Below are 18,266 nucleotides of genomic sequence, written 5' to 3' on the forward strand. Positions count from 1 at the left end.
CAACGAGTGCCCACACAGATTGATAGGTTCTTATTTTTAAAGAGCTTTTCTAACATTTTCAGCAACTTAGTTGCTCGTCGTTAGGGGTGCGTATCTTACTTCACACCGTGAGAGAGTCAAGCATTTTTTCAAATTCTTTTTCTCTCTTCCCGACTCGCTGTGTGACTTTCGTCTCACTCCGTGTCGGTGGATGCGCAGTATAGGGGGTTGAGAAATTAGCACAAGCGTTTTTTGCAAAAAAACTTCCAACCGCACAAATAACGAGCATTCTGCATAGATACTCAACGATCTTGTCTAATATTTCGGGTTGCAGAGGATCTTTTCATGATGAAACACCTGACTTCTGCATTAAAAGATCGCCTATTTCTTTGTGATTTCGGTTACTGATCTTATCTCTCTTGGTTCTTTTTCCTCTTTCTACCTATATAAAGATGAAAAAAAAGAGCAGAACGATGACGAACTGCTCTTTTGGTCTTTGCTTTTTATTTGGGGTACTTCAGGTGAAGTCTTGGAAAAGTGTTTCTTCTATATATAGAAGAAAAGATCAGAGCATCCTTGCCCTTCTCTTTACGACAGATTAGTTAGGGGTATATCTAAATGTCGTTATTGTTCGATGACGCATTGAGCTCGTAAGAGTGGAGCATGCTTGCATTCCCAATGGCGTCATCTTCGAGAGGAACTTAGTTCTTCAATACTTTTACGGTGTAGCTACCATCTTTTTGTTGGTATAGACCGTGGATGTCGGTTTCGAAACCTGGGTAATGCGCACCGATCTCACAAAGCATCTCTAGGAAGTCCAGCACAGGGCGAGACTCTTGAGTCACCATTTCACCAGGAAGTACTAGTGGCACACCTGGAGGGTAAGGAAGGATCATGTTCGCACTTACGCGGCCAACCATTTCTTCCAGTTTGATTTCTTCTACGTTACCGCGAAGCTCTTCTTGCCATGCTGCGTGTGGTGTTACTTTCATTTCTGGAAGTACATCGAACGCTTTGTACATTAGCTCTGGTAGGTTGTATTTCTTAGTTAGGTCATGAATTGCTTGTGCTAGTTCTTGAACGCGCATGCCTTCATAGAAGCTTGGGTCTTCGTTGTATAGCGAAGGTAGGAAGCTCTTGATGGTTAGGTTCAAGTCGTAGCCACGTTTAAATTCAGTTAGACCGCGTAGCAATTGCATTGCTTTTGATTTGTCGATACCGATTGAGAATAGGAACAACAAGTTGTATGGACCTGTTTTCTCTACCACGATGCCGCGCTCGTCTAGGAATTTAGCCACCAGCGAAGCAGGAATACCTGATTCTTCTAGTTCGCCTTCTTTATTCATTCCAGGAGTCAATAGCGTTACTTTGATTGGATCAAGATACATGTGGTTGTCATCCATGTTCTTGAAGCCGTGCCATGTGTCGCTAGGGTCTAGTTTCCAACATTCTGTGGTATCGATGTTTTCTGGTTGCCATACATCGAAGAACCAGCTGTCACTTTCTGCTTCTAGACGTTTGATCTCTTTACGGAAGCGGATTGCGCGATCGATAGAGTCTTGCATCAACTTCTTACCAGTGTTGCCGCGCATCATTGCCGCTGCAGTTTCAGTAGAAGCAACAATGCCGTACTGAGGTGAAGTTGAAGTGTGCATCATGAATGCTTCGTTGAAAGATTCTTTATCAAAGTCACCTTTCACGTGAATCATTGAAGCTTGTGAGAACGCTGCCAACAGTTTGTGTGTTGATTGTGTTTCGTAGAACACTTTGCCTGGCATCGCTTCACCACTCATACCACATTTACCTTCGTAAATTGGGTTGAAGTTAGTGTAAGGCACCCAAGCACTGTCGAAGTGAATGTGTTTACAATCTAGCGATTCTTTGATGAATTGTGTGTTGTACAACAGACCATCGTAAGTTGAGTTAGTCACTACTGCGTAAGTTGGTGCTGTTGCACCTGGTGTTTTCGCCACTTTCTCTGCAATGACATCTCGGCTGAATTCGCTTTGTGGAATACCACCAAGGATGCCGTATGCGTTACGAGTTGGGCGGAAGTAGATTGGTGTCACGTCGCTCATCATCATTAGGTGAGTCAGAGATTTGTGACAGTTACGGTCAATCAGTACTGTGCTGCCTGCAGGCGCTGAGTACATACCAACGATTTTGTTCGATGTAGACGTACCGTTAGTTACGATGTACGAGCTGTCTGCATTAAATGTACGTGCGATGTATTCTTCTGCATCTTTATGTGGACCTGAGTGGTCTAGTAGAGAACCTAGCTCAGGCATTGAGATCGATACGTCCGCTTTAAATGTGTTTGGACCGTAAAAATCGTAGAAGATGCTACCAGCAGGGCTTTTCTGGAATGCAGTACCGCCCATGTGACCTGGAGTACAGAAGGTGTATTTACCTTCTTCTACGTATTTGAATAACGCTTTAGTGAATGGAGGCATGATGGCATCTTTGTATGCCTCAGTCGCTTGGTTGATTTTGATAGCGATGTCGTCAGCCATACCTAAAGCGTACTCGAAGAAGCTCACGTTTAGACGTAGGTCTGTTAGTGAAATGTCTAGAGTAGACTGTTCGTTAGCAAATGCGTGAACAGGCAGTTTTTCGTTGATTTGGCTGATACGTTCACATAGCTCTAGTGAGTATTTATCCCAGTCGAACAGCACACCGCAAATGCGTGGGTTCATCTCAATCATTTTGATCAAGTCTTTATCATCTACTGGGTAAACCACTTCGTAGCCCGCTTTCTCAAGAGCAGCGTGAAGTTGACGAACTGGCTCTTCTTTAAAGAACACACCCATGTGGTTCAAGATAGCGAATATATTCATTTGGACATCTCCAAGGCGAATGAGGGCGCTCTTTGCCATTTACAGGCAATGAGTAAGGTGAGCGCCGCGTGAATTTGGGTTTTATGGGCTGGCACCGTAGTGCCAGCGTTTTGGGGATTAGTTGCTTGCTTGGGCAGGCATGTCTTCAGCGTGCATTTTCACGTACTGAGCAAGACCTGCTTTTTTGCTGTAGAACATCAAGATAACTAGAGACACGATGAAGGTTGCTGTTAGCGTACCGCCCTCTGCACCTGCTAGTGCGATGAAGCAGAACAGACAAGCCACACCAGAGAACAACATTACGAAGCCGTTGCGTGTTGTCATACCTTCGAAGCGAATCAAGTTAATGCTTGAGTAGAAGTAAGGCAGCATTGTTAGTAGAACTGCGTCAGTCGTTAGCTGGTTGAACAGGTCTGATGCGTGTGCTGTTTTAGAGCTGAAGAACATCAGTACAACCATCAGTGCAGTCATCTTGATTGACGCAAGGATTAGACCTTTCTTAGGCACACCGTTTTTGTCAGTTTCGCCGTAGATTTTAGGGAAGTTGCCATCGCTTGCTGCACGTTTACCAGCCTCGCCCACCAGCATCATCCAAGAACCTAGCGAAGTGAAACATGCTAGTGCTGTGAATGCTGATACGAATGGTGCAGTCCAGCTACCGAATAGCTCAGTGGTTGCCAATGCAAATGGCGCACCTGATGCCGCAACTTCTGACGCTGGGAACATGCCGCTGATCATTTGAGTTGATAGGATGTAAATCACACCTGCGATACCAGTACCTAACATAGTTGCTAGTGGTACAGTACGTTTAGGGTTTTCTACCATACCCGTCGATACCGCTGCTGATTCCACACCTACGAATGACCATAGACAGATAAGAACCGCTGTTACTACCGCGTGGCTGTCAGTGCCTGCTGATACGTTCCAGTTTTGGCTGTAAAGCGCAGTATCGAAGTGCGTCCAACCAAATGCAGCTGTACCAACAACTGGGATAAGGATAAGAACTAAACCAAGCGTACATAGACGGCTTACCCAGCTACCACCAAGTAGGTTGACGAAAGTGAAGATCCATACCGATGCAATCGTCGCAATACCTGCTGGAATTGGGTTATTAAGCACAGGGAAGAATACTGAAAGGTAAGAAACACCTGTAATGGCAATAGCCAGGTTACCAATCCAGTTCGCGTGGTAATAAAGAACGCCCGTTTGGAAACCAAATACCGGAGACACTTCGCCAGCATAAGCGATAGGACCACCTTCTTGTGGGTTTTTGGTTGCCAGACGAGCGTAAACGAACGCCAGACTCAGTGCACCGACCAAACAGATCAGCCAACTGAAGATGGAAACAGAGCCTACAGAGGCAAGACTAGAAGGTAATAGTGCAATACCACTACCCATCATGTTACCGGCTACGACACCCGTACAGGCAATAAGGCCGATTTTTTTCGCATTCGATGACATAACATCTCCAAATCTATTCTACTCGAGTCAACATGACTCAAACTGAATGGTTATTAGCGAGATGCTATGAGGAGGAACCTTCTCGACCTCGCTAAATTTCGAAGTGAAGACTACGCCCAAAAATCGGGAAAAAAATAAACTTGGTGTTATCAATAAAATGATTAGTTCATCAACATCAAGTTGAGATAAACATGATAAACACAAAAATATAAAACTATATTATTCATACGGTTATAAGAAAAACATCAAACCTTCTACCGATAGATAAACTCTCATCAACTCGTTGGTCATCGCGATAAAAGTTATCAACCTCTATCAACTTCCCCATCCCGAAGGGTTAATTCCCTGAAGTGTTGATTCCATAAATCTCTCCCTGATCGCGCTTCTTGACCCAAGTCAATATTCATCTCGCATGCAAGAAGGCACCAAAATCATTCTCGCCACATAACTCATCCAGACACTTCATACAATCAATAGAGATAGAAATAGAAATAGAAATAGAAATAGAAATAGAAATAGAAATAGAAATAGAAATAGAAAAGCAAAGCGGGTATGTATTCCCGTTGCAAGCTTGCGTTGTTAGCTCCTTCGTAAGTCATTGCCCCACCGCCCCACCGCCCCACCCTTTTCACTTTTCGACAGCGACAAAAAAGCCCCTCATCGAAATGAGGGGCTAGCATTAGGCTGACGTTGAGTCCGAGAGAATTAAAGCATTCGAACGACAGAAGGGTGAACGGCGCGATACATGGCGTAATCAATCGCCTTCATGTTACTTGGGAAGACCAAGTTTTCGCACAGCAGGTATGTCTCAACCGACGTATCAATATAGAAAGCTTCACTGTAAGACTCACTGGCTAAATCCAGATCACCATCCAATTCGGCGTGCTTACCGCGAATTACATAGGAAAGCACTGAATCACGTAACCTCAATGCCTGTCCGAGATGCCGCTTGGCTAACGCCATGTCACCAATGATGGTTTCGTGCAGGGCTAAAGCTTCATAAATTCGCGGTTGAATTGGCCCCACCATCATTTTCACATTAGTCTCTAGTGCTTCACTGAGCTGCTGCATTCGCCCTTTCTTCAACTCGTGTGAGAAATCAAGTGCCTTTTGTACATGGTAAGCAATCAACAACTCAGCTTGAACGTAAGCATTATCCGGCTCGATTTCTAAAATGTTTTCCATCAAGTCGATACCTTGGCGGAATTGTTTAGTATCAGAGACATTAAGGTAATGGTTAGCCTGAACAAACAACTCCAACGCGTCGGGATTCATTGGCATTCCCGCCACCAGCATCGTAGATTTCAATTTGGCATCCGACACTTTCAGCACTTGCATCAAATCCAACGACGCTTGTTGAAGCACTGTCTTTAAATGACTACTGGTTAACGCGTATTGACGACTAAACAACACTTTTTCAGATGAGTTATTGCGATATTCCACCTCTAAAAAGCTGCCACCGTCATTCTCACGAACTCTCACCACAACCGATTTACCAGGTACAATGCCAGAAGTAAACGACGCCTTCTTTAGCATGACTCGGTAATCACTGACTTGAGCAATGTCGGACATCAACTTTTGGGCGAATCCGTCTGCCAAATCGTAGCTTAATCCTTCATTCGTAAAATTATCTTGAAACTTGAACTCAATCAGATGGGTATCGATGGCTTGGGTAATACGCACTTCCGATTGCTTGTAGGTAAACACGCCCATCACTACGACCAACATACTGATCCAGATGAAGTTCATAATTCCCAATCGCCAAGGACTGATTTTGTTTTTGCTCTGAGGGGCTTTTTTCTCTTTTGACATCTCGCAGACCGCGCGAGTTAGAGGACCGGCAGGAAAGGTAACGGCTGGTGCTATAGGTAGACAATCCTCTTCCGATTCTTCAACCGAAGGTGGGATCTCTTCATTTTGCCGACTTGTGACAAACTCTTCATGCGTCATAGCAACCACGTTCGCTACCAGCTTATAGCCACGCTTGGGCACCGTGATAACGTAGTTGGTATTTTCCTCTCGACCGTCACGTAGTAGCTTACGCAACTCAAAGATGGATTGAGTCACCACTTGATCGGTCACAATCGCTCCAGCCCAAACGTACTGAATCAATTCCTCGCGGTTGAACACCTCATTCGCATGCTCCGCTAAGAAGTGCAAAAGATTAATTAAGCGTGGCTCAACAGTAACTTCCCTATCTTGTCGATACAGCTTATTTTCATCAACGCTCAAAACCCAGTCATTGATTTGAAAATAGACTCCAACCATGTATGAAAACTCTCGTATCTACAGACAGCGTTACGGTAGGAATCAGACAATGGTCGATTCCTACAAGTAACTAAAGGCAAGATTATAGGTGGGAAAGCAGCGTGTACCTAGAAAAGCAAGTCGCCAAAAATGCAAACTTAAGTTAAGTGATTCAAGAATGAGACTACTCAAGTGCTGCAAGGATAGAGCAATGTGTGGCGTCATCGTCTGTATGACCACAACAAGCATCATTAATCTTCTTCAAAGCTCGGCGAATTTTCGTCAGCTCGTTAATTTTCCCATCAATCAGCTCTAACTTGGCAGAAGTAATGGCTTTTACCTCTGCACAGCTGTGTTCTGTCGCTTCTAACTTAATTTCTAACAGGTCTTTAATTTCATCCAGACTCAAGCCAAGATCTTTACCTTTGAGGATAAAGTGCACCTGCTTTTGATTCTCTTCATCATACAAGCGGTAGCCTGACTCACTTCGTCCTGCGGGTTTTATTAGCGCGTTTTTCTCGTAGAAACGCAATGTATCGGCAGTCACACCACAACGTTTTGCCAGTTCACCTATCTGAAACATAACTTTCCCTATTAACTATCTCGTTACTTTTAAAGCTAAAGAACGACTTTTTTGCAATTATTTTTGAGATGCCAAACGATTGCGCGAGCTTTTTTGTAATAAATTGGTTAGAATACGCGCCATCAAATGTGGAGACTGTTTTCTAACCAGAAAACACCCTGCAAAGGTCTTTACCAAAACTGGCCAATATTTTACCCCAAGAGGTAAAAACAAGTTCATTTTTGGCAAACATCTTTAACTCCGTGAATTTGAGGAAAATGGAAGCATGAATAACGCTCGTCCTATTCGCCGTGCGCTTATCAGCGTATCAGACAAAACAGGTATTGTTGAGTTTGCGCAAGCTCTTGCTGAGCGCGGTGTCGATATCCTATCTACTGGTGGTACAGCTCGCCTACTTGCCGAACAAGGCATCGCCGTAACCGAAGTCTCTGACTACACTGGTTTCCCAGAAATGATGGACGGCCGCGTTAAAACGCTTCACCCAAAAGTTCACGGTGGTGTGCTTGGTCGTCGTGGCCAAGATGATGACGTGATGGAAAAGCACGGCATCAACCCTATCGATATGGTTGTCGTAAACCTATACCCATTCGCAGAAACCGTTGCCAAAGAAGGCTGTACACTAGCCGACGCTGTTGAAAACATCGATATCGGCGGCCCAACAATGGTTCGTTCTGCAGCGAAAAACCACAAAGACGTGACTATCGTTGTTAATGCAGGTGATTACGGCCGCGTAATTACAGAGATGGACGCAAACGACAAATCTCTCACTCTCGAAACTCGTTTCGACCTAGCTATCGCAGCATTCGAGCACACAGCATCTTACGACGGCATGATCGCAAACTACTTCGGCACTATGGTTCCATCTTACGGTGAGAACAAAGACGGTGATGAAGAGAGCAAATTCCCTCGTACGTTCAACCAACAGTTCGAGAAGAAGCAAGACATGCGCTACGGTGAGAACAGCCACCAAGCAGCCGCATTCTACGTTGAAGCAAACCCACAAGAAGCATCCGTTTCTACTGCTCGCCAAATCCAAGGTAAAGCCCTTTCTTACAACAACATCGCAGACACGGACGCAGCGCTTGAATGTGTGAAAGAGTTCAACGAGCCAGCATGTGTAATCGTAAAACACGCAAACCCATGCGGTGTTGCTCTAGGTAAAGACATCCTAGAAGCGTACAACCGTGCTTACCAAACTGACCCAACATCTGCATTCGGCGGCATCATTGCATTCAACCAAGAACTGGATGCTGAAACAGCAACCGCTATTGTTGAGCGTCAATTCGTTGAAGTGATCATCGCACCTTCTGTTTCTGCTGAAGCGATTGAAGTGGTTGCCGCGAAGAAGAACGTACGTCTACTTGAGTGTGGCGAATGGACAACGAAGACAACTGGCTTTGACGTGAAACGCGTGAATGGCGGTCTACTGGTTCAAGACCGCGACCAAGGCATGGTAAGCCTAGACGACCTAAAAGTGGTTTCTAAGCGCCAGCCAACAGAAGAAGAGCTAAAAGATGCACTGTTCTGCTGGAAAGTAGCGAAATACGTGAAATCTAACGCGATCGTTTACTCGAAAAGCGACATGACTATCGGTGTAGGTGCTGGCCAAATGAGCCGCGTTTACTCTGCGAAAATCGCAGGCATCAAAGCTGCAGACGAAGGTCTACAGGTTGAAGGTTGTGTAATGGCATCAGATGCATTCTTCCCATTCCGTGACGGCATCGACGCGGCTGCAGAAGCGGGCATCAAGTGTGTTATCCAACCAGGTGGTTCTATGCGTGATGACGAAGTTATTGCAGCTGCAGACGAACACGGCATGGCGATGATCTTTACCGGTATGCGTCACTTCCGCCACTAATCCTCTCGTCTTCACTGGGACGATAACTGCGTTGACGGCGTTCACTTATCCTAATCACATAGCATACTATGCTCATAGGAATAAGTTCACTTGTCGCCTTGTCCTCGTCCCATTGAATTAGAGAGGCCATACTCAGGTCTTTGCGAAATATCTGAGTGTGAGCAAACGGTATTTATAAGATTAAGGATTTTCATATGCGAGTTTTAATCATTGGTTCAGGCGGTCGTGAACATGCGCTAGGTTGGAAAGCGGCACAAAACCCAAATGTTGAGACTATCTTCGTTGCACCAGGCAACGCAGGTACAGCACTAGAGCCAAAACTAGAGAACGTAAACATCGATGTAGAAGACATCGCTGGCCTTGTTGCTTTCGCCAAAGAGAAGGCGATTGAACTGACTATCGTTGGCCCAGAAGCACCGCTGGTTATTGGTGTGGTTGATGCGTTCCGCGAAGCAGGTTTGCCAATATTCGGCCCGACCCAAGCAGCAGCACAGCTTGAAGGCTCTAAAGCGTTTACTAAAGACTTCCTTGCTCGTCACCAAATCCCAACGGGTGCCTACGCGAACTTCACTGAAATCGAGCCTGCACTGGCTTACGTGCGTGAGCAAGGTGCGCCGATTGTGGTGAAAGCCGACGGCCTTGCGGCTGGTAAAGGCGTGATTGTGGCAATGACGCTAGAAGAAGCCGAAGACGCAATCAAAGACATGCTAGCTGGTAACGCATTTGGTGATGCTGGTAGCCGTGTAGTGATTGAAGAATTCCTGGACGGTGAAGAAGCAAGCTTCATCGTGATGGTTGATGGTGAGAACGTTCTGCCAATGGCCACCAGCCAAGATCACAAGCGCGTAGGCGACAAAGATACAGGCCCTAACACGGGTGGCATGGGGGCATACTCGCCTGCTCCAGTCGTGACACAGGAAATCCACAACCGCATCATGGAAGAAGTGATTTACCCAACCGTACGCGGCATGGCTTCTGAAGGTCATCCTTACACAGGTTTCCTATACGCAGGCCTAATGATCGACAAAGACGGTACACCTAAAGTGATTGAGTATAACTGTCGTTTTGGTGATCCAGAAACGCAACCGATCATGATGCGTATGCAATCCGATCTCGTTGATCTATGTTTAACTGCGATTGACCAAAAACTGGATCAAGTGGAATCAAAATGGGATCCACGAGCATCGATTGGTATCGTGCTAGCAGCCGGTGGTTATCCAGCAGCGTACAACAAAGGCGACGTTATTTTGGGTCTGCCACAAGTTGAAATTGAAGGCGAAAAAGTCTTCCATGCTGGTACAGATAACAAAGATGGCGACATCGTGACAAACGGTGGTCGTGTTCTTTGTGCAACCGCACTTGGCAACAGTGTATCAGAAGCGCAGCAGCGTGCTTACGAGCTTGCAAAACAGATCAGTTGGGATGGCATGTTCCATCGCAACGACATCGGCTACCGTGCAATTGCACGTGAGCAAGAAAAATAAAAACAACATAAGTTGGCTAAAAAACAAAAGGCGCACTTAGCGCCTTTTTTATTGTTCTTGTTCGACAGAATTCGAAGCAATGTTTATTCAGAGATCAACTTTGGCCGAGAAACACAATCAAAGTCATCGTCATTGAGCATCAACAGTTCATCGACCATTGCTTTGTTTCGTGACTGCTTGCCGACAAAAGCCACATAACTGTCTACCGATGAGAGACGCTCGATAATAAATTTTGGCGGCGTCTGATTAAACTCGAGTGTCGAGAACACCTTACCTTTGCAGGTTTCAAACGATTGACCATTCCAATAACCTTGAATAAGGCTCTGATTGTTACGAGACTGCGCCTTAACCGATGCCACTACGTCATTCGCTTCTGCTTTGTAGCGCTCTAATTGGTCATGCTGGAGTGGTAAGACTTTACGGTTAACACGATATTGTTGGTAAACCGCTTCGCCATCTTTATTGAAACGGATGTGGATTTGAAAAGGCACCAACTCTTGTTTGGTATCAACTTGCTCGCCTTTTCGAATCAACTCTCGCAACTCACCTTCGTCCCAGCGATAATCACTCTGGAACCAACCATTGTCCCCCATAGTCACATAATCAGCCGCCGTACTCACACGAGTGAGTTTCTCTGTCATCCAGTACAAGCTGCTAGCATCTCCCGCAACTTTACCACCAGAAAAATGCGTGAATTGTTCTAAATTAGGAGTTTCAACCGATGAACAGCCAAAAAGGGTAAGGCTAGATAGGAGAAGTGAAGTGAGTAGATGTTTTTTCATGAAATTGCACCGAGGCAGGATACCTCGGTGCATTCTAACTTAGTTTACTGATTCTTTCAGCGCTTTACCTGCTACGAATGCTGGTACGTTAGCTGCTGCGATTTGAATCTCGTCACCAGTCTTAGGGTTACGACCAGTACGTGCAGCGCGGTGGTTTACTTTGAATGTACCAAAACCAATTAGTTGAACTTGGTCACCCTCTTTAAGTGCGCCAGTTACACCATCAAGAGTCGCTTCAAGAGCAGCTTTTGCTTGTGCTTTTGATAGGTCTGCTTTCTCTGCGATAAAGTCGATTAATTGGGTCTTGTTCATTAGGTTTCCCTTCTCATAGGTTATCGAATTCGTCTCACTCTAAAACATAAATGCCCCATCTGGCAAAGGTTTGTAAGCGATCTTTCGATTTTCTGACGTACTTTTAGCCATAATATGAGTAATAACTCACAATTTGTTACCACATACCCCCTGAAAACCCTTGCTTTCCAAGGTATTTGGACCAATTTATAAGTCACTTTTGCGGTTATAATAGCTGCAAATAACCACTATCAAACTACATTCAAGGGCAACTATGCTGCTGTTATCCATTTATATCTCTATCGCAATCGGCATTTCGTTTATCTGTTCGGTGCTGGAGGCGGTACTGCTGAGTATCAGTCCGAGCTACATTGCGCAGCTCAATCAACAGGGGCATCCCGCAGCTGGGCAATTGGCTAAGCTGAAATCAGATATCGACCGACCACTGGCATCTATTCTGACTTTAAACACCATCGCTCACACTATCGGCGCGGCCACTGCTGGTGCACAAGCTGCGGTTGTATTTGGTAGCGAAGCATTAGGTATCTTTTCGGCAGTGCTGACATTGGCGATCTTAGTGCTTTCAGAAATCGTACCGAAGACGATTGGCGCGACCTACTGGCGTCAGTTGGCACCCACTGCCGCGGTCGCATTGCGTTGGATGGTATGGGCGCTTACACCCTTTGTTTGGTTCTCAGAGCAAATCACCAAGCGTCTTGCTCGTAACCACGAAGCTCCAAAGATGCGTGATGAGCTGTCTGCAATGGCGATTCTGGCACGTGAAAGCGGTGAGTTTGCCGAGGGTGAATCAAAAATCTTAAGCAACTTGCTTGGCATCCAAGATGTACCCGTAACGCAGGTTATGACGCCACGACCAGTAGTATTCCGTGTCGATGCCACAATGACCATCAATGAGTTCCTAGAAAAACACAAAGATACGCCTTTCTCACGCCCATTGGTTTACAGCGAACAGAAAGATAACATTATTGGTTTTGTGCATCGCCTTGAGTTGTTCAAACTACAACAATCAGGTTGTGGACAAAAACAGTTGGGAGCAATCATGCGCCCAATTCAAGTGGTGCTAAACAATACTACTTTACCTAAAGTATTCGACCAGATGATGACTCATCGCTTACAGCTGGCACTTGTTGTTGATGAATACGGTACCGTGCTAGGTTTGGTAACGTTGGAAGATATTTTTGAACACCTCGTAGGCGAGGAGATCATCGACGAAGCAGATAAAAGCACTGACATGCAGGAGCTGGCTTACCAACGCTGGGAAAGCTGGAAAGAAATGCACGGCGTAATCGAAAGCCGCGATGACGATGAAGAAGATAATGAGCCGGAGAAGCAGGATAAAGAGCCAGAAGCTCAAAAGCCACCGAAACCCGACTCGAAAGAATCGTAATCAGCATTAGGTATAACAGCTTAAACGCACAAACAAAAAAGGCATCCAGTTAGGATGCCTTTTTCTATTTATTCAACGATTAAAGTGCAATACCGATGTTGCTCACACCTTCTTCACGTATCTCTTCACGCAAATCTTTAATCAAGCTGATGTCACGTTCTATCGCTTCACGCAGCGGACGGAAGATAGCCCACTGGACGTCCCACTCTTCACATACGGCTTCGTTTTCTTTCTGGTTGTCGTTAGTGATTGGCTCTGCGCCTTGTGCTTGCTCTAGATCAGCAACGGTTTGTACCGACTGTTGACTCACTTTAAGCATTGAATCAAAAAGGTAGTCGCGATCCAATAGACCATGCAGTAACGTAGACAAACCCTGACACGCGTCCATCGCTGGGTAAACGCCGTAAAAATCGAACTCATCCGCACTTGGGAACAACTCTTCTAACTTCTCCAATTGACGTTCGAAGTTAATTTTCGCGTTCTTAACTGTCAAAATTTCCCATACACTATCAAGAATCGCTCGGTAAGCACGCGGGTCAGCAAATTCTGTATTCTCACAAAACATCGCATAGTTTGGATACATGCGTTCACACAGACACGCCATAAAGGTAATTTGTTGCCAAGGTTCTAGTTTTTCTAAACGAACCTGAAGAGGATTCTTAAGCATAGTCACTCAATCATTGAAGAAAAAAACAGCGAAAGTGTACTTGATTCATCACAGGGAAAAAAGTTAATGCCGCATTCAAATCAGATTTTCCTGCTCTCAGAGCATCGCGACACCTACAAAACGTTACTGGCAGAGAAAAATCTGCCCGATCTTTGTCTCACCGACCAACCAGAAGCCGCTCAGATCGTACTAGCGGATCCACCCTTACTATCACAAAGCTTAGACGAGTTTTCACAGCTTGAATGGGTGCAATCCACGTTTGCTGGTGTCAACGCCTTAACATCCCCTAGCCTTCGTCAGGACTATACTCTAACTAACGTTCGAGGCATCTTTGGTCCACTGATTGCTGAATATGTTTTGGGTTACAGTATTGCCCATTACCGCCACTTTGCCCGATACCACCAGCAGCAACAAAACAAACAATGGCAGCCTCACCTGTACACGTCATTAAAAAGTAAAACCATGGTAATTCTTGGTACCGGTAGCATTGGGGGCTATCTGGGCAACGCCGCTAAAGCAATGGGGATAAAAACTATCGGTATTAACCGCACAGGTATCCCTACTCCAGGCGGCGAGTTTCATCAGACCTTTCATATCAATGAACTAAGTAAGGCATTTGAGCAAGCCGACATCGTTGTGAATACTCTACCAAGTACACCTGAGACGCGACAGTTACTTAATCGTCAAACGCTCAGCCAACTAAACCAGGCGTTATTGTTTAACGTAGGTCGTGGCGACGTACTGGATGAGGCAGGGTTGCTCTTCGCTCTGAAAAACCGTTGGGTAGAACACGCCTTCTTAGATGTGTTTGAGCAAGAACCGTTGTCGGTAGAGCATCCATTTTGGAAACTACCGCAAGTCACCATCACTCCACACATTGCTGCGCTGAGTTTTCCCGAGCAAGTCATCGAGATTTTTGCTGACAACTATCTACGCTGGCGCGATGGGTTTTCATTAAATTATCAAGTGGATTTCGAAAAGGGTTACTAAGAATGTCGTTAGACGAGCTATTGCAGCAAGTGAGGGCCTGCCAGATCTGCGCGGATAACTTACCTTTGGGTGCAAACCCTGTCGTGCAAGCAGCAAAAGGGGCACGCATCCTAATCATCGGTCAGGCCCCTGGCACACGTGTACACAAAACCTCGATACCTTGGAATGACCCAAGTGGTGATCGATTACGCCAATGGCTCGATATCGACAAAGACGTTTTCTACGACCCAAATAAAATTGCCATTGTCCCAATGGGATTCTGTTATCCAGGCAAAGGGAACTCTGGTGATTTACCGCCTCGTAAAGAATGTGCGCCCACTTGGCATAAAAAGATTCTTGAGCAGTTGCCCAATATAGAGCTCACTCTACTAATTGGTCAGTACTCGCAGCAGTACTATCTCACCAACAAACCAAAGACGCTCACGCAAACCGTTCAGCAATGGCAAGATTGGGAACCGGACTTTATCCCGCTCCCTCACCCATCTCCACGCAATACATTGTGGTTAAAGAAGAATCCTTGGTTTGAATCTGACGTCGTACCATACCTTAAAAAACGCGTTCACTCGATGCTTTAGGTTACCCATGATCTAATTGCTTGTTTATCTGTACAAGAAAATTAGAACATAAAACCAGAAATTATAAGTATTTGTTTATATTAAATTTTAATGTCTAATGTACAGCTAGAGTAGTAATTAGATCATGGTAGGCCAAATACTACTAGAGCTGTACAGCCTTGAGTCTCAGATAGAAAAAATGAATTTTAGGCAAAAAAATACCGGCACTGAATGCCGGCATTTGATTTCAAAAGATCTAACTTACTTGTGGTATGGCTTAGATAGCTCGTGTACCGCTTCCACAAATACGCCCGCGTTTTCTGGCGGCACATCCAAATGGATACCGTGACCTAGGTTGAACACATGACCAGTACCTGCATCACCAAAACCTTCTAGAATACCCGCGACTTCTTCACGGATACGCTCTGGTGAAGCGTAAAGCATTGATGGGTCCATGTTACCTTGCAGCGCCACTTTATCACCGATACGTGCTTTCGCGTCTGCAATGTTGATTGTCCAGTCTAGACCAACCGCATCACAGCCCGTTGCTGCGATTTGCTCAAGCCACATGCCGCCATTCTTAGTAAACAGTGTGACTGGCACGCGACGACCGTCGTTTTCACGAATCAGACCATCTACAATCTTGTGCATGTATTGCAGTGAGAACAGATTGTAATCACGAGGCGTTAGTACGCCACCCCATGTGTCAAATACCATTACCGATTGCGCACCCGCTTTAATTTGCGCGTTTAAATACTCGATAACGCTGTCTGCCAGCTTATCTAGAAGTAGGTGCAGAGTTTGTGGTTCCGCGTACATCATCTTCTTGATCTTGGTAAACGCTTTAGAGCTACCACCTTCGATCATGTACGTCGCAAGAGTCCAAGGGCTACCAGAAAAACCAATCAGCGGCACTTCACCCTTCAGGTCTTTACGGATCTGGCGTACTGCGTTCATTACGTATTGCAGTTCACCTTCAGGATCTGGCAAACCAATTTTTTCCACGTCGGCTTTGCATGTAATTGGGTTATCAAAAACAGGTCCTTCACCCGCAGCAAAACGCAAACCAAGCCCCATTGCATCTGGAATCGTTAAGATGTCCGAGAATAAGATCGCGGCATCAAGAGGAAAACGGCGTAATGGTTGAAGTGTCACTTCGGATGCTAATTCTGCATTTCGACACAAAGACATGAAATCACCCGCTTCTGCACGAGTCGCTTTGTATTCTGGTAGGTAACGACCTGCCTGGCGCATCATCCATACTGGCGTGTAATCTACCGGCTCTTTTAAAAGCGCACGCAGATAACGATCATTTTTTAATTCAGTCATTCCGTAATTCCAACTGTTAGGCTTTCTGTGAAAGGGGGTATTCTATCACTGATTTAAGTCCAATAGCTGTGTGCTTTGCAACCTGGATCAAGTTATTAACTTTTAAATCAATGCTTAATTTGCACCCAATCGGTATCAGTGTTAAAAATTTGTTCGCTAGCGAAAACTACAATTATAAACTGAGTACTTAGTACTCAGCATCTCATAACGACATCTTACTTACCCCCTCCCTCTCGGAGGGTTTTTTTTATCTATTTATCAGATAATTAGAGTCTATATCTTTCAGCGTTTGTTCGATAAGTGCTCTTGCAATCGTTCCTTTAGGCGCAACAGGCGGCATCTCATCGATACCAAACCATTGTGCATCAGACAGCTCAGTGTAGTCTGGACTTAACTCTCCGGATTCATAGTCAGCTAAAAACCCCATCATCATACTGGATGGGAAAGCCCAAGGCTGGCTGCCAAAGTAGCGAATATTTTTAACGAGAATTCCCGTTTCTTCATGAATTTCTCGAGCCACACACTCTTCTAATGTCTCACCGACTTCTAAGAAGCCAGCAATAACCGTATACATACCATTTCGATGCCTTGGATGTTGGGCTAATAAAATCTGATTTTCTTTACGTACAGCAACGATAATACACGGAAATATTCTAGGATAATGAAGGGTGCGACATTCACCACACTGCATGGCTAACTGGTTATTATTAAGAAAGTTTCTTCCTCCACACTGTGGGCAAAAGCGCAAACTTTGCGTCATGTGCCCATATTGCACAGCTTTACTTAACAACATAAATAATGGCTCAGGAAAATGCAGGCAGTCACGCAGGGATACTAAAGGTAGATCATGCTCTAAATCGGCCAAGTTAAGCCACATGACGGGCGAACCAGAATACTCACCAATGGGTCTTGCACTCGTTACTGGCAGTGATAACTGCTCTGCAGACCCGAAGGGCACAGCACCATCCACCAGCCAAATTTCACTTCCTGCAACAACACACCAGTATGCATTTATCGCGCGGTTAACATCACCTTTTCTTAACATTACACCATCCCTTTGCTTGAAGTTCGTTCATTTTACTGGCAATCTAATTTCATACTAGAGTTTATCGTTAAGTAAATGTGCACTCTAAATTCTAGTAAGGACAAGAGTTTGTAATAACTTTACTAACTTTGCTTTGCAAAGGATACGTTCGCCGATGGGCGATCAGATCATGAGGGCATGGTCATGCTAAGAAAATTCAAACAAACACAAGACCAGTGGGGTGGCTCAAGTGATGTCATTGATCACTGGTTAGAGACACGACAATCCCTGATTGTTGAATATTGTAAGCTTGCAGCGCTGCAACCTTGTTCGAAAACCAATGTTATTGAACTCCCATCTCCTTCCGAACTGCAGGATTTCTGTCAGCACCTCGTTGATTACATCTCCGAAGGCCACTTTAAAATTTATGACATGGTTATGGACCGTTGGAAAGCAACCGGCTTTGTCGTGACTAATGAGATCAATCAAACCTATGGTCAAATTGTTCTAACGACTGAACCATTATTGAACTTTAACGATAAGTACTCAGAAGTGACTGAAGATGATGAATTAAATGATTTCGATTCTGATATGTGTCTCATTGGGGAAATTCTTGAGACTCGCTTTGAAGTCGAGGACTATCTGATACAGCAAATCGCAGAAAGCCTGTCTATGCCACCTGGAGCTTAGTATTTGCAAACATTCAGAAATAGAGTGAGAGAAAAGACTGACGATCATCGTCGGTCTTTTTTGTTTCTAGCTTTATCGAAAA

The 18,266-nt window shown here is 45.0% G+C and carries 15 protein-coding genes; 6 read left to right on the forward strand and 9 right to left on the reverse strand.

Translation table 11 applies throughout. The features are described from left to right. Positions 1–680: 680 nt before the first annotated feature. The 4 genes from R8N47_RS22390 to zntR form a co-directional block, all read right to left on the reverse strand. Entirely contained in the window at positions 681–2,816 is a 2,136-nt protein-coding gene (locus R8N47_RS22390) for a lysine decarboxylase CadA (protein WP_005451159.1), read from the reverse strand. A gap of 117 nt (positions 2,817–2,933) precedes the next feature. Further along, positions 2,934–4,277 carry a cadaverine/lysine antiporter gene (cadB, locus tag R8N47_RS22395; RefSeq protein WP_017635552.1) on the reverse strand — a complete coding sequence of 448 codons (1,344 nt, stop codon included), beginning with the start codon at positions 4,275–4,277 and terminating at the stop codon, positions 2,934–2,936. 705 nt (positions 4,278–4,982) lie between these two features. Beyond that, positions 4,983–6,545 carry a lysine decarboxylation/transport transcriptional activator CadC gene (gene cadC / locus R8N47_RS22400; protein ID WP_025768986.1) on the reverse strand — a complete coding sequence of 521 codons (1,563 nt, stop codon included), beginning with the start codon at positions 6,543–6,545 and terminating at the stop codon, positions 4,983–4,985. Between the two features lie 163 nt (positions 6,546–6,708). Beyond that, a complete protein-coding gene (zntR, locus tag R8N47_RS22405; protein ID WP_005382529.1) occupies positions 6,709–7,107 on the reverse strand; it encodes a Zn(2+)-responsive transcriptional regulator in 399 nt (132 codons plus the stop codon). 265 nt (positions 7,108–7,372) lie between these two features. Here zntR and purH point away from each other — a divergent pair, with 265 nt between their 5' ends. Then, a complete protein-coding gene (gene purH, locus R8N47_RS22410; RefSeq protein WP_053303479.1) occupies positions 7,373–8,965 on the forward strand; it encodes a bifunctional phosphoribosylaminoimidazolecarboxamide formyltransferase/IMP cyclohydrolase in 1,593 nt (530 codons plus the stop codon). 194 nt (positions 8,966–9,159) lie between these two features. After that, positions 9,160–10,449 carry a phosphoribosylamine--glycine ligase gene (purD, locus tag R8N47_RS22415; RefSeq protein WP_064354392.1) on the forward strand — a complete coding sequence of 430 codons (1,290 nt, stop codon included), beginning with the start codon at positions 9,160–9,162 and terminating at the stop codon, positions 10,447–10,449. Positions 10,450–10,532: 83 nt separating this feature from the next. Here the strand turns inward: purD and R8N47_RS22420 are convergent, their stop codons facing one another. Together R8N47_RS22420 and hupA are read right to left on the reverse strand one after the other, a co-directional pair. After that, complete coding sequence (locus R8N47_RS22420) at positions 10,533–11,231, reverse strand: DUF1481 domain-containing protein (RefSeq protein ID WP_064354393.1); 699 nt, start codon at positions 11,229–11,231, stop codon at positions 10,533–10,535. A gap of 39 nt (positions 11,232–11,270) precedes the next feature. Continuing rightward, entirely contained in the window at positions 11,271–11,543 is a 273-nt protein-coding gene (gene hupA, locus R8N47_RS22425) for a nucleoid-associated protein HU-alpha (RefSeq protein ID WP_005382524.1), read from the reverse strand. Positions 11,544–11,796: 253 nt separating this feature from the next. Here hupA and R8N47_RS22430 point away from each other — a divergent pair, with 253 nt between their 5' ends. Beyond that, positions 11,797–12,930 carry a hemolysin family protein gene (locus R8N47_RS22430; RefSeq protein ID WP_064354394.1) on the forward strand — a complete coding sequence of 378 codons (1,134 nt, stop codon included), beginning with the start codon at positions 11,797–11,799 and terminating at the stop codon, positions 12,928–12,930. 79 nt (positions 12,931–13,009) lie between these two features. Here the strand turns inward: R8N47_RS22430 and R8N47_RS22435 are convergent, their stop codons facing one another. Further along, positions 13,010–13,597: a YjaG family protein gene (locus tag R8N47_RS22435; protein ID WP_064354395.1), complete on the reverse strand. Its 588-nt coding sequence runs from the start codon at positions 13,595–13,597 to the stop codon at positions 13,010–13,012. A 66-nt stretch (positions 13,598–13,663) separates the two neighbouring features. On the opposite strand from R8N47_RS22435, the gene R8N47_RS22440 reads away from it, so the two are divergent. Both R8N47_RS22440 and R8N47_RS22445 read left to right on the forward strand, forming a co-directional pair. Beyond that, on the forward strand, positions 13,664–14,587 hold the full coding sequence (locus R8N47_RS22440; RefSeq protein WP_005382519.1) for a D-2-hydroxyacid dehydrogenase: 924 nt from the start codon (positions 13,664–13,666) through the stop codon (positions 14,585–14,587). A 2-nt stretch (positions 14,588–14,589) separates the two neighbouring features. Beyond that, complete coding sequence (locus tag R8N47_RS22445; protein ID WP_005382518.1) at positions 14,590–15,162, forward strand: uracil-DNA glycosylase family protein; 573 nt, start codon at positions 14,590–14,592, stop codon at positions 15,160–15,162. A gap of 240 nt (positions 15,163–15,402) precedes the next feature. Here the strand turns inward: R8N47_RS22445 and hemE are convergent, their stop codons facing one another. Together hemE and nudC are read right to left on the reverse strand one after the other, a co-directional pair. Then, positions 15,403–16,470 carry a uroporphyrinogen decarboxylase gene (gene hemE, locus R8N47_RS22450; RefSeq protein ID WP_005384692.1) on the reverse strand — a complete coding sequence of 356 codons (1,068 nt, stop codon included), beginning with the start codon at positions 16,468–16,470 and terminating at the stop codon, positions 15,403–15,405. 247 nt (positions 16,471–16,717) lie between these two features. Then, positions 16,718–17,515, reverse strand: coding sequence for an NAD(+) diphosphatase (gene nudC, locus R8N47_RS22455; protein ID WP_017821797.1), 798 nt, complete (start codon positions 17,513–17,515; stop codon positions 16,718–16,720). 177 nt (positions 17,516–17,692) lie between these two features. On the opposite strand from nudC, the gene R8N47_RS22460 reads away from it, so the two are divergent. Then, the gene (locus R8N47_RS22460) at positions 17,693–18,184 is read left to right on the forward strand and encodes an Rsd/AlgQ family anti-sigma factor (RefSeq protein ID WP_005382515.1); all 492 of its coding nucleotides are present in this window, start codon (positions 17,693–17,695) and stop codon (positions 18,182–18,184) included. The last annotated feature ends 82 nt before the right edge of the window (positions 18,185–18,266 follow it).

The sequence above is a fragment of the Vibrio sp. 2132-1 genome (genome assembly GCF_033344315.1).

What these genes read in the sequence shown, in the direction of transcription:
- hemE (WP_005384692.1), bottom strand. Translation starts at nt 16,470, where the DNA reads ATGACTGAATTAAAAAATGATCGTTATCTGCGTGCGCTTTTAAAAGAG.
- R8N47_RS22435 (WP_064354395.1), bottom strand. Translation starts at nt 13,597, where the DNA reads ATGCTTAAGAATCCTCTTCAGGTTCGTTTAGAAAAACTAGAACCTTGG.
- zntR (WP_005382529.1), bottom strand. Translation starts at nt 7,107, where the DNA reads ATGTTTCAGATAGGTGAACTGGCAAAACGTTGTGGTGTGACTGCCGAT.
- R8N47_RS22430 (WP_064354394.1), top strand. Translation starts at nt 11,797, where the DNA reads ATGCTGCTGTTATCCATTTATATCTCTATCGCAATCGGCATTTCGTTT.
- R8N47_RS22445 (WP_005382518.1), top strand. Translation starts at nt 14,590, where the DNA reads ATGTCGTTAGACGAGCTATTGCAGCAAGTGAGGGCCTGCCAGATCTGC.
- purH (WP_053303479.1), top strand. Translation starts at nt 7,373, where the DNA reads ATGAATAACGCTCGTCCTATTCGCCGTGCGCTTATCAGCGTATCAGAC.
- nudC (WP_017821797.1), bottom strand. Translation starts at nt 17,515, where the DNA reads ATGTTAAGAAAAGGTGATGTTAACCGCGCGATAAATGCATACTGGTGT.
- cadC (WP_025768986.1), bottom strand. Translation starts at nt 6,545, where the DNA reads ATGGTTGGAGTCTATTTTCAAATCAATGACTGGGTTTTGAGCGTTGAT.
- hupA (WP_005382524.1), bottom strand. Translation starts at nt 11,543, where the DNA reads ATGAACAAGACCCAATTAATCGACTTTATCGCAGAGAAAGCAGACCTA.
- R8N47_RS22440 (WP_005382519.1), top strand. Translation starts at nt 13,664, where the DNA reads ATGCCGCATTCAAATCAGATTTTCCTGCTCTCAGAGCATCGCGACACC.
- R8N47_RS22460 (WP_005382515.1), top strand. Translation starts at nt 17,693, where the DNA reads ATGGTCATGCTAAGAAAATTCAAACAAACACAAGACCAGTGGGGTGGC.
- R8N47_RS22420 (WP_064354393.1), bottom strand. Translation starts at nt 11,231, where the DNA reads ATGAAAAAACATCTACTCACTTCACTTCTCCTATCTAGCCTTACCCTT.
- purD (WP_064354392.1), top strand. Translation starts at nt 9,160, where the DNA reads ATGCGAGTTTTAATCATTGGTTCAGGCGGTCGTGAACATGCGCTAGGT.
- cadB (WP_017635552.1), bottom strand. Translation starts at nt 4,277, where the DNA reads ATGTCATCGAATGCGAAAAAAATCGGCCTTATTGCCTGTACGGGTGTC.
- R8N47_RS22390 (WP_005451159.1), bottom strand. Translation starts at nt 2,816, where the DNA reads ATGAATATATTCGCTATCTTGAACCACATGGGTGTGTTCTTTAAAGAA.